This is a genomic window from Streptomyces sp. NPDC042638 (assembly GCF_040647235.1).
Lineage (GTDB): Bacteria > Actinomycetota > Actinomycetes > Streptomycetales > Streptomycetaceae > Streptomyces > Streptomyces rameus.
Window position 1 is genome coordinate 18,036 of record NZ_JBEZBT010000038.1, and the last position, 11,891, is coordinate 29,926.

The 11,891-nt window shown below is 75.3% G+C and carries 4 protein-coding genes; 1 reads left to right on the forward strand and 3 read right to left on the reverse strand.

Features of this window, described 5'->3' with window-relative positions; genetic code table 11:
• Positions 1–47: 47 nt before the first annotated feature.
• The 3 genes from AB0B40_RS26360 to AB0B40_RS26370 all read right to left on the reverse strand — a co-directional run bounded on the left by AB0B40_RS26360 (position 48) and on the right by AB0B40_RS26370 (position 10,935).
• Positions 48–5,501, reverse strand: a complete 5,454-nt coding sequence (locus AB0B40_RS26360) for a type I polyketide synthase (protein WP_362265888.1) — start codon at positions 5,499–5,501, stop codon at positions 48–50.
• Entirely contained in the window at positions 5,498–8,884 is a 3,387-nt protein-coding gene (locus tag AB0B40_RS26365) for an acyltransferase domain-containing protein (RefSeq protein WP_362265890.1), read from the reverse strand. The genes AB0B40_RS26360 and AB0B40_RS26365 overlap by 4 nt, the downstream gene beginning before the upstream one ends.
• A 107-nt stretch (positions 8,885–8,991) precedes the next feature.
• A complete protein-coding gene (locus tag AB0B40_RS26370; RefSeq protein WP_362265891.1) occupies positions 8,992–10,935 on the reverse strand; it encodes a BTAD domain-containing putative transcriptional regulator in 1,944 nt (647 codons plus the stop codon).
• 204 nt (positions 10,936–11,139) lie between these two features.
• Here AB0B40_RS26370 and AB0B40_RS26375 point away from each other — a divergent pair, with 204 nt between their 5' ends.
• A complete protein-coding gene (locus tag AB0B40_RS26375) occupies positions 11,140–11,886 on the forward strand; it encodes a helix-turn-helix transcriptional regulator (RefSeq protein ID WP_345054372.1) in 747 nt (248 codons plus the stop codon).
• The last annotated feature ends 5 nt before the right edge of the window (positions 11,887–11,891 follow it).

An 11,891-nucleotide genomic window follows, 5' to 3' on the forward strand; every position in this document is an offset into this window, starting at 1 on the left:
TCCTTGTCCACCCGGAGGCCGGACCGGGGCCGGCGGGCAGGTGCGGGTCAGAGCGTCAGGACTTCGGAGTCCGAGGTGTCGTCGCCCAGGTCGTCGGCGTCGGCGAGTACGGACAGCGCCGCCAGCTGGCGGCAGACCAGGTCGGTGATCTCGGCGGGCGTGCCGCCGAACAGGGCGTTGGTGGCCACGTCGGCGCCGAAGTCGGTCAGCAGCTGGTTGCGCAGCTGCAGTGTCGTCAGCGAGTCGAAGCCCAGCTCGCTGAGCCGCCGCTTCGCGAACGCGGGGCGCAGCGCGTCCCGTTCCGGTCCGGTCATGCCGAGCAGGCGGGTGGTGCGGGTGAGGAGTTCCTCCATCAGCGTGCCGCGGGCCAGCGCCGGGTCGTCGACCGCCAGCCGGGACAGCTCACGGATCCGGCCCGGGTCGGCGGTGTCCTCCCCCGCCCCGGCCGCGCCGGTGACGGCGGGCACCAGATCGGCCAGCAGCGTGTACGGCGGACGGCGCCGTCCGGCGGTGAAGCGCGCCCAGTCGACGGTGACGACACCGCTCCCGGGGGTGGTCCCGAGCGTCCCCAGCGTGGCCAGGGCCTCCTCGGTGCCCAGCGGGGTGATCGCCTCCGCCGCGTAGCGGGCCAGGACGCGGTCGTCGGCCGCCATGCCGAACTCCGCCCACGGGCCCCAGTTGACGCTCAGCGCGGGCTGTCCGTGGTGGTGCCGGTGCTCGGCGAGGGCGTCCAGGAAGGCGTTGGCGGCGACGTAGCCGGCCTGGCCGGGGGCGCCGAAGAGAGAGGCGATGGAGGAGTACAGGACGAAGAAGTCCAGCTCCGCGGCGGCCGTGTGCAGGTGCAGCAGCCAGGCGCCGCGGACCTTGGGATCCAGCGTCCCGCGCAGCCGGTCGACGTCGTACCGCTCCAGCGGGGCCTCCAGGTTGACCCCCGCCGCGTGCACGATGCCGCGCAGCGGCGGCAGGCCGGCCGCGGCCCCGGCGAGCAGATCGGTCACCGCGGCGCCGTCCGCCAGATCGGCGGCGCGCAGTTCGACGCGGACTCCCGCGGCCCGCAGCCGGGTCACGGTGCCGGGCTCGGCCTCGGGCCGGGTACGGCCGACCAGCAGCAGGCAGCGGGCCCCCCGGTCGGCCAGCCACCGTGCGGTGGCGAGTCCCAGGGCGCCCCAGCCACCGGTGATCAGGTAGGTGGCGTCGGGGCGGACCGGCATCGGCTCCCGGCCGGCCGCGGGCTGCTCGCGCAGCCGGGCCTCGTACCAGACACCGTCACGGACGGCCAGGTGCCCCGAGCCGGCGTGGGCCGCCGCGCGGCGCAGCAGTTCGGCCGTCCCGGGACCGGGTGCCGCCGGGTCCAGGTCGAGGTGCACGCACCGCAGGCCGGGATACTCGGCCGGAACGGCGCGCAGCAGACCGGCCGCCGCGGACTGCCGCACGTCCGGATCGTCCTTCCCGGGGCGCGGGGCCGTGCCGCCGGTGGTGCACAGCACCAGGTCCGGCCGGCTCGGGGCGTGCTCCCGCAGCGTCTCGCGCAGGATCTCCAGCACCGGCTCGGCGAGGCCGTAGGCCGTCTCGTGGATCTCCGGGCGCGGTGCGGACCCGTCCGTGTCCGCGCCGGCCAGGCGGATCAGCACCCCCCGGGGGGACCCGGCGGGCCCGTCGCCCGCTTCGGGGTGCCGGAGCGTTCCGTCGGCCGCCACAACCAGGTGTTCGAGGGTGCTTCCGCCGGGGGTGACGGTGTGCACGAGCCAGGTGCCGGCGGGGAGCGCGGCGTCGTCGGCGAGCGGCGTGGACGGCTGCCAGACGGTGGCGTAGCGGCCCGGTCCGGTGCGCACGGGGAAGGCGGAGCGGGGCACCGCGCGCAGCTGCAGGCCGCGCACCGTGACGAGCCGCTCCCCGCCCTCGGCCAGCAGGTCCAGGTCGAGGGTGCCCTCCGGCGCGTGCGCGGCACGCTGCCAGCGCACCTCGCACCACACCCGGCGCGGCAGCCGCTCGTGGACGACGAGCCGGGCGAGCCGGGTCGGCACCCACGGGTCGGGCTCCCCGGCGGTGAACACGCCGACCGTCTGGAAACACGCGTCCAGGACGACGGGATGCAGCAGCTCGCCGTCCCCGCCGCCCTCGCCGGACTCGTCCGGCAGCTCGATCAGGGCCACGGCACGGTCGCCGTCGGACCACAGCCGCCGGATCGAACGGAACGCCGGCCCGTAGCCGAGCCCGATCCGGTCGAACCGTTCGTACAGGTCCGCCGGGTCCCGCTCGGCCATTGCCGCGTGCAGCCCGGAGGGGTCGACGGGGGCGGGCCGCGTCCCGCCGCCCGGGCCGGCGGAGGCGGCCTCGGCATGGACCGTCCAGCCGCCCTCCGCGTCCGCGTTCCGGCTCAGGCAGCGCACCCGGCCGCCCTCGTGGACGACGGTCTGCACGGTGACCGGCGTGCCGTCGGGGACCGGCAGGAAGCTCGTGAACGCCGCGTCCTCGACCGTCCAGTCGGCGCCCGCGCCGGCCGACCCCGCCCGGGCCGCGGCGAGCACCCAGTCCAGCATCGCGCTGCCCGGGAGCACGGCCGTGCCGCCGAGCCGGTGTCCGCTCAGGTACGCGGGCCGTTCGGTGGTCAGCGTCTGCCCGTACCGGCGCTCGGCGCTGTCGGCCAGCTCGATCTCGGCGCCGAGCAGCGGATGACCGGCGGCGGGCCGCGGACCCGCCGCCGTCGGCTGCGGCAGCCAGTGGCGCCGGCGCTGGAAGGGGTAGGTCGGCAGCTCCACCCGGCGGGGCGCCGGTCCGAACAGCTCCGCGGGCCAGCGCACGGCCGCGCCGTCGGCCTGCAGCCGGGCCAGCGCGGTCAGCAGCGTACGGGCCTCGGGCCGGCCGGCGCGCAGTACGGACACCGCCCCCTCGGCGTGCTCGGCGACGCCGCTCTGCCGCACCAGTCCGGTCAGCGTGCCGCCCGGACCCAGTTCGAGGAAGCCGCTCACCCGCTCCCGGGCCAGCTCCCGCAGGCCGTCCAGGAAACGGACGGGCCGGCGCAACTGCTCGGTCCAGTAGTCCGGCGAGCGCAGTTCCTCGGCCGTCGCGATGCGGCCGGTCAGGTTGGAGACCAGCGGGATGCCGGGCGCACGGAAGTCGAGACCGCGGGCGACGGCGCGGAACTCCTCCAGCACGGGGTCCATCTGCGGGGAGTGGAAGGCGTGACTGACCCGCAGCCGGCTGGTGCTCCGCCCGCGTCCGGCCCACACCCCCGCCACCCGCAGGACGGCCTCCTCCTCACCCGAGATCACCGTCGCCGTGGGGGAGTTGACCGCGGCGACCGACACGGCGGGCTCGGCGGCGAGCGTCTCGCGCAGTTCCTCCTCGGTCGCCGCGACCGACACCATCGCCCCGCGCCCCGGGGCCGCCTGCATCAGGCGGGCGCGCGCGCCGACCAGCGTGCAGGCGTCCGCCAGCGACAGCACCCCGGCGGCGTGCGCCGCGCTGAGTTCGCCGACCGAGTGGCCGAGGAGGTGGGTGGGTGTCAGACCGAAGGAGCGCACCAGGCGGTACAGGGCGGTCTCCAGGGCGAACAGGGCGGGCTGCGCGTAGCCGGTGCGGTCCAGCTCCGCGGCCGGCTCAGCGGCGAGGACCAGGTCCCGCAGCGGGCGGTCGAGCAGCGGGTCGAGACGGGCGCACACCTCGTCGAACGCGTCGGCGAACACCGGGAAGGCCGCGTGGAGTTCGCGTCCCATGCCGGGACGCTGGGCGCCCTGCCCGGCGAACAGGAAGGCGAGCGGTCCGGGCCGGGCGGCGCCGAGCAGCGCCCCGGGCGGGCAGTCGCCCGCGGCCAGCGCCCGCAGCGACTCCAGCAGGTCGTCCCGGGTCTCGGCGAGCACGGTCGCCCGGTGCTCGAAGAGCGTGCGGGAGCCGGCGAGGGCGTGGCCGAGGTCGGCCGCGCCGAGTTCCGGGTCGGCGCAGAGGAGGGCGTGCAACCGGCCGGCCTGGGCGCGCAGCGCGGTCGCGTCCCGCCCGGTGACGGTCACCGGCACCGGGTGCGGCGGGGTGACCGGTGCGGCCGCCCGGACGGTGGCTGCGGCCGCCCGGACGGCGGGCTCGGAGCCGGTGCCGGCGGCCTCCGGGGCGGGTTCGGCGGGGGCCGCCTCCAGGATCAGGTGGGCGTTGGTGCCGCTGATGCCGAACGAGGAGACCGCGCACCGGCGGGGCCGGTCGCGCTCGGGCCAGGGGGTCGGCTCCGGGAGGAGGCGCACGCCGCTGTCCGCCCAGTCGACGTGCGGGGTCGGGCGGTCGGTGTGCAGCGTGGCCGGCAAAAGCCCGTACCGCATCGCCAGCACCATCTTGACGACGCCGGCGGCACCGGCCGCTGCCTGTGTGTGTCCCAGGTTGGACTTCAGCGAACCGACGAACAGGTCGGCCGTGCCGGCGCGCTCCCGGCCGCCGTACGCGGCGATCAGGGCCCGGGCCTCGATCGGGTCGCCCTGTGCGGTGCCCGTGCCGTGCGCCTCGACGGCGTCGATCTCGGTGGCGCTCAGGCCCGCGTTCTCCAGAGCCCGCCGGATCACCCGGATCTGGGCGGCACCGCTCGGCGCCGTCAGCCCGTTGCTGGCGCCGTCCTGGTTGACGGCGGAGCCGCGGATCACCGCGAGCACCGGATGACCGTGCGCCCGGGCCACGGAGAGCCGCTCCAGCAGCAGCATCACCGCGCCCTCGCTCCAGGCGGTCCCGTCGGCCGCCTCGGCGAAGGGCTTGCAGCGGCCGTCGGCGGCGAGCCCGCGCTGCCGGCTGAACTCCAGGAACATGCCCGGATGCGGCATCACCGAGGCCCCGCCGGCCAGCGCGAGGTCGCACTCGCCGGAGCGCAGCGCCTGGCAGGCCTGGTGCAGCGCGACGAGAGAGGAGGAGCAGGCGGTGTCGACGGTGACGGCCGGCCCGGTCAGGCCCAGCGTGTAGGCGATCCGGCCGGAGGCGACGCTGCAGGCGTTGCCGGTGAGCAGATAGCCGGAGGAGTCCTCGGTGGCCTGGTCGAGGGTGCCGCCGTAGCCGTTGTGGCTCACCCCCGCGAAGACGCCGGTCGTGCTGCCGTGCAGCGAGGCGGGATCGATACCGGCGCGCTCCACCGCCTCCCAGGCGGTCTCCAGGAGCAGCCGCTGCTGGGGGTCGGCGGCGGCGGCCTCCCGCGGGGACATGCCGAAGAACGCCGCGTCGAAGTCGGCTGCCCGGTGCAGGAATCCGCCGTGCCGGGTGTAGGTCCGGCCGGGGCGTCCGGGCTCGGGGTCGTACAGTCCGTCGATGTCCCAGCCGCGGTCGGTGGGGAAGGCGGAGATCGCGTCGGTCCCGTCGCGGAGCAGCTGCCACAGCCGCTCCGGGGAGTCGACGCCGCCCGGCAGACGGCAGCCGATCCCGACCAGGGCGACCGGTTCCGTCGCCCGTCCCTCGACCTCCCGCAGCCGGGCCTCCGCCTGGTACAGGTCGAGCGTGATCTTCTTCAGATATTCGGTGAGCCGGTCCGCGTTCGTCACGATTCGCCTCTGCTGTCGATGAGACCGAGAATCTCTTCGGGGGTGGCGGCGAGGATCGCCGCGGTGAGATCGTCTGCCGGGGCCCGCTCCTCGTCGCACCGCCGTACGAGGGTGCGCAGCCGGGCCAGGGCCTGCCGCCGGACGGTCTCGTCCAGCTCGCCCGAGGTGAGCTCGGCGCTCACCGCGTCGAGGCGGTCGAGCAGCGTCACGCCCGGGTCCTCGGGGGTGTCGTCGAGCAGGGAGCCGAGATACCGGACGAGCGCCTCGACCGTCGGGTGGTCGTAGCCGATCGCCGTCGGCAGGCGCAGCCCGAGGTCCTGCCCCAGCCGCCGGAACAGCTCCGTGAGGCCGAGCGAGTCGAAGCCGAGCGCGCGCAGCGGCCTGTCGAGGGGCAGCGACGCCGGGCTGCGGCCGAGCACGGCGGCGGCATGGCCGGTCACCAACTCGGGGACCCGGCGGCGCAGTTCCGCGACAGGAACGGCGCCGGGCGCCGGCTCCCGGGCCGCGGGGGCGGCCGGCCCGGGGACGAACGGCTCGTCGGCGGGCTGCGGCCCGTCCAGCCAGTGGCGTTCGCGCTGGAAGGCGTACGTCGGCAGGTCGACGGGGCCGGCCGGGGCCAGTACGGCGTCCCAGTCGACGGTGACGCCGTGGTTGTGCGCCTCGGCCAGGGAGCCGAGGAAGCGTGCCGGGCCGCCGTCGCCGCGGCGCAGTGTGCCGACGGCGAAGGCGCGGCGGCCGGTGCCGCCCAGGGTGTCGCGCAGGCCGGCCAGCAGCACCGGGTGCGGGCTGACCTCGATGAACGCGTGGTGCCCCGCCGCCAGCAGGGCCTGCACGGCTAAGTCGAAGCGCACCGTGTGCCGCAGGTTGCGGTACCAGTACTCGCTCGTCAGCTCCGTCGGGTCCAGGGCCGTGCCGGTGACCGTGGAGTAGAGCGGTACGGTGCCCCGGGCGGGCCGGACGCCGGCGAGTGCCGCCAGGAGCGGCTCGCGGATCTCCTCCACCTGACGCGAGTGCGAGGCGTAGTCCACCGCGACGCGGCGCGCCTCGACACCGGCCTCCCGAAGGGCCTCGTGCAGCTCGTCCAGCGCGTCGCGAGCACCGGAGACGACGCAGGCGCCGGGACCGTTGACCACCGCGATGTCGAGCCGGCCGTCCCCGCGCAGCCGGCCCGCGACCTCTTCGTGGCTCTGGGCGACCGCGAGCATCCCGCCGCGGCCGGAGAGCGCGGACACGGCCCGGCTGCGGCGGGTGACCAGCAGGGCCGCGTCCTCCAGGGAGAGCGCACCCGCGACGCAGGCGGCGGCGATCTCCCCCTGGGAGTGGCCGGCCACGGCGTCGGGCCGGACACCGGCCGAGCGCCAGAGGGCGGCCAGGGCCACCATCACGGCGAACAGCAGCGGCTGGATGACGTCCACCCGCTCCCACAGGGCCGGGTCGGGACGGTCGCCGGCCCGCAGCAGATCCATCGGCGACCAGTCGACGTGCGGCGCGAGGGCGTCCGCGCACTCGGCCAGCCGGGCCGCGAACACCGGCTCCGTGGCGAGGAGTTCGGTGGCCATGCCGGGCCACTGCGCGCCCTGGCCGGGGAACACCAGCGCCACCCGGCCGGGCGTCTCCACTCCTGTGGTGACATGGGCGGCCGGGACCCCGTCGCGCAGCGCCGCCAGCCCGGTGCGCAGCTCACCGGCGTCCGCTGCCAGCACCGCCGCCCGGTGCGAGAAGGCGGTCCGGCGCGTGGCCAGCGTCCGGCCCACGGCCGCCGCGTCCAGCTCGGGCCGCGCGGCGGCGAACTCCAGCAGCCGCCGTGCCTGGCCCCGCAGCGCGGCCTGACCGCGCCCGGACACGAGCCACAGCAGCGGTCGCGGAGCCCGGGGGCCCGGTGCGGGGTCCTGGGCGGCGTCCGGGGCGGCGTCCGAGGCGGTGTCCGGGGCGATGGCCGGTCCGGCGTCCGATCCGGCGTCCAGGGCCGAGCGGGGACGCGGGACCGGCGTCGTCTCCGGTGCGGGTGCGGGTGCGGGTGCGGGTGCGGGTTCAGGTACCGGTGCCGGTGCCGGTTCAGGTACCGGTGCCCCGTCCGTCGCGGTCGCGGATTCGGGGGAGGCCACGATCACATGGCAGTTGGTGCCGCCCAGCCCGAAGGAGCTGACTCCGGCGAGCAGTCGCCCCTCCGGCGCGGGCCAGGGGCGGGGCGTGCGCACGACCGACAGGTTGAGGTCGGCCAACGGCACGTCCGGATGCGGGCGTTCGAAGTTCAGGGAGGCCGGCAGAGCGCGGTGCTCGACACTGAGCGCGGTCTTCAGCAGTCCCACGATCCCGGCGGCGCCCTCCAGGTGGCCGACGTTGGTCTTGGCGGACCCGACCAGCAGGGGCGCGGCGGGCGCCCGGGCCGCGCCGACGGCGGTGCCGAGGGCGGTGGCCTCGACCCGGTCGCCGACCCGGGTGCCGGTGCCGTGGAGTTCGACGTACTGCAGATCGGCGGGGGAGACCCCGGCGGCCTCGCAGGCGGCACGCACCACGTCCTGCTGGGCCTCGCCGTTCGGCACCACCAGCCCCTCACCGGCACCGTCGTGCCCGACGGCGCTGCCGAGGATCACGCAGCGCACCCGGTCCCCGTCGGCGAGAGCCGTCTCCAGGGGCTTGAGCAGTACCAGCCCCCCGCCCTCGCCGCGCACGTAGCCGTTGGCCCGCGCGTCGAAGGTGTGGCACCGGCCGTCGGGGGAGAGGGCCCCGAACCGGGCGACGCGGAGGGTGGAGTCGGCGAGCACGTTGAGGTTGACCCCGCCGGCCAGGGCGATACCGGACTCCCCGCCACGCAGGCTCTCACACGCCAGATGGACGGCGACGAGCGAGGAGGACTGCCCGGTGTCCACGGTCATGCTGGGACCGCGCAGACCGAGGACGTGTGACAGCCGGTTGGCGATCAGGCTGCGCAGCGTGCCCGTGAGGCTGTGCCGGCCGATCCCGGCCGGGCCACGGCGGGCGGTGAGTGCCGCGTAGTCGTCGAGGGCGGCGCCGACGAAGACGCCGGTGCGGGTGCCGGCCAGTACGGCGGGCGGAATTCCGGCGTGTTCCACGGCCTCCCAGCCGAGTTCCAGAAGCAGCCGCTGTTGCGGATCCATGGCGGCCGCCTCGCGCGGGGAGATACCGAAGAAGTCGGCGTCAAAGAGGTCCACCGCGTCCAGAAAGCCGCCCGTCCGGATGTCGTCCGAAATGGGCTCAGAGCGTTCCCAGCGGTTCTCCGGGGCTTCCGATACCGCACTTCGGGAATTCTCCAGCAACTCCCAGAAAGCGTCCGGGTCCGGTGCGCCGGGGAGGCGGCAGGAGTATCCGACCACGGCGATCGCCGATGCGGCCGACGGCCCGGACGACGTGATTCGTCGCATGCCCCCTCGCTCCCCCGATGAGTCAATTATGTTGCGACTTTCAAGTATCTTCGGATCGATGGCTGAATTGTGCACGAACGGCTTCGGCCCTGCATCTCCGATATTGCTCAGGAGCCGCAGTCGGTCGCCGAGAACATGAACCCCAGCACATCGGTGCCGACCTGCGCCGGTTCCCGGCGCAGCCGGTCCAGGGCGGCGTCCGGGTCGGTCCGGCTGCCGCGGGCGCACTCGGCGGCGTACAGGCCGATCAGGTTGATGAAGCGGTACCGCTCCCGGCCCACCTCCTCCAGCAGATGGTGATCGGCCAGGACCGCCAGCTGCCGGGCGGCCGCCCGCTCGGTCAGGTCCGCCGCCGCGGCGGCGTCGGGCACGGTGATCAGCTGCTGCTCACGAAGCCCCAGGACACCGAACATGCGGGCGGCGCCCTCGGGCAGGCTGCGCACCGACGCGTCGAAGGCCGTACGCAGGCTCGCCGCGACGTCGTCCTCCACGGCGAGCCGGTCCAGGCGTGCCGTGCAGGTCGCGTGGTCGACCACCAGCTCGGCCAGCGAGAGGGCGGGCTTGGCGGCCAGGCCGGCCGCCGCGATACGCAGCGCCAGCGGCAGGTTGCCGCACAGCCGGGCCAGCTCCCGGGCCGCTTCCTGCTGACCCGTCACCCGCTCCCGCCCCACGACCCGGGCCAGCAGTTCGACGGAGTCCCGCGGGGCGAGCGGACCCAGCTCGATCCGGTAGGCACCGTCCCGCGCGGCCAGCCCGAACTGCCGTCGGCGGCTGGTGACCAGCACACACGCGGGCCCGCGCGGCACCAGGGGCCGCACCTGCTCGGCGTGCGCCGCGTCGTCCAGCACGATGAGCATCCGGCGCCCGTGCACGAGGCTGCGGAACAGCGCGGTACGCCCCGGCAGGTCGTCGGGCAGCCGGTCCGGCCCGATGCCCAGGCCGCCCAGCAGCTGGGCCAGCACTTCGCGGGCGCCGAGCGGCGCCCGGTCGGGATGGGAACCGCACAGGTCGGCGAAGAGCTGCCCGTCGGGGTGGCGGCTGCCCAGCTGGTGGGCGAGCTGGAGCGCCACGGCGGTCTTGCCGACCCCGGGCGGGCCCTCGATCACGGCGAGCGCGGCCTGGCCCTCGCCGTACTCGCGCTCGACGACGTTGCGCAGCCGGGCGAGTTCCTCGGCGCGGCCCGTGAAGTTCCGCGCGCCCGGCGGGAGCTGGGCCGGGCGGACCGGCAGGGCCGGCGCCCGAGCGGCGCCCTGTGCGCCGCTCGCGCCTGCGCCGGGGTCCGCGCCGCGCAGGGCGAGCGCGGCGTGGTCGGAGAGGATCTGCTGGTGCAGCCGCCGCAGGTCGGTGCCCGGATCGATGCCGAGTTCCTCCTGGAGCAGCTGACGGGTCTCCCGGTAGACGGCCAGGGCCTGGGCCCGGCGCCCCGAGCGGTGCAGTCCGAGCATCATCAGCCAGCGCAGCCGCTCACGCAGCGGATCCTTGGCGATCATGTCCGTCAGGGCGGCGATCGCCTCGGTGTGCCGGCCGACGCTCAGCAGCGCCTCCGCCCACTCCTCGACCGCCGTCAGCCGCGCCTCGTGCAGCCTGGCCCGCTCCAGCGCCGCGAACGGTCCGGGTACGTTGGCGTAGGCGTCGCCGCGCCACAGCGCGAGCGCCTCCTCGTACGCGCCGATGGCTCCGGCGCGGTCGCTTTCGGACAGCAGCCGGCGGGCGCGCATGTGGGCGAGGGCGAAGCGACCGGCGTCGATCGCCTCGGCGGCGACCGACAGGACGTACCCGCCGCCGGCCGAGGCCAGGACTCCGCCGGACTCCCGCCGGCCCCGCTCCGGCTCCAGGATCCGGCGTAGTCCGGCGACATAGGTGTGCACACAATTCACGGCCGACTGCGGGACATCGGTGCCCCATACACCGTCAATAATCTGATCAATTCCGGTCACCTGGTTGGCCTGGCCGGCCAGCAGCGCGAGAACCGCGCGCTGCTTCGGCGGCCCGAGGGGAACTTCACCCTCTTCGTTCCATGCTCGGATCGAACCCAGGAGTTCAAGTCGCATTGGTTCCTCATCCCCGTCGCCGAGTGGACGCAGACTTCACTGTGACTGACAGTGAATTCTTTGTCATCGCCGATATTGCTCAGCCCGGCGGGCAGGAGTCGGAAGTTCCGATTTCCGCGTGCACTTGACGGCCGATACGGCGTCTGCTTCCCTGGCGCGCAGCATAGGGGGAGGCCGCCAGGCGCCTCCTGGACGGGGGGTCCGATGCGCACGGAGATCGAACGGGTTGTCAGTGGCATACGCGCCGGATACGGCGAAGATCTCACGCTCACCGAACTGGGCGAGATGGCCAGGCTGAGTCCGTTTCACATGGCGCGGCTCTTCCGTGAGGAGACGGGCCTGCCGCCGGCCTCTTTCCTGACCGCGGTGCGCCTGGAAGAGGCGAGGCACCGGCTGCTGCACACGTCGGACAGCGTGGCCGACATCTCCGTGCAGTGCGGCTACGCCAGCATCGGAGCGTTCACCACGAGGTTCACCAAGACCGTGGGCGTGTCGCCCGGACGGTACCGCCGGCTGCTCTCCCTGGGCGCGGAAGCGGTCGACTTCGTCGCCGCCGGCCAGGACACACCGAGCGCGTACGGCTCGGTCCTGGTGTGTGTCGCGCGCGCCGATGGACTCGTCGACGAGCCGGTCTACGTCGCCGCGTTCGCGGTGGGCCCGGGCATCGACCCGCGCCCCTCCCGGCGGCCGGCCCGGTGCCGCAAGCTGGCGCGGGGAGCGGGCCCCTCGTACATCCCGCACGTGCCCGAGGGGCGCTGGATCGTTCAGGCGGTCTCCCGCTCCGTGGGCACCGGACCGGACTCGATCGTGGTCGGTGCCAGTGCTCCGCTGAGCCTGGTGCACGGCGAGGAGGCCCGGGTGCGGCTGCGGCTGGAGCCGCCGACCCGCACCCAGCACGACGACGTCCGGGTGGTGCTCGGCTACGCGCTGCCGGGGATGTTCGCGTCCTGATCCGG

Excerpts from the sequence above, each read along its gene's own strand:
- AB0B40_RS26370 (WP_362265891.1), bottom strand. The coding sequence starts at position 10,935 with ATGCGACTTGAACTCCTGGGTTCGATCCGAGCATGGAACGAAGAGGGT.
- AB0B40_RS26375 (WP_345054372.1), top strand. The coding sequence starts at position 11,140 with ATGCGCACGGAGATCGAACGGGTTGTCAGTGGCATACGCGCCGGATAC.
- AB0B40_RS26365 (WP_362265890.1), bottom strand. The coding sequence starts at position 8,884 with ATGCGACGAATCACGTCGTCCGGGCCGTCGGCCGCATCGGCGATCGCC.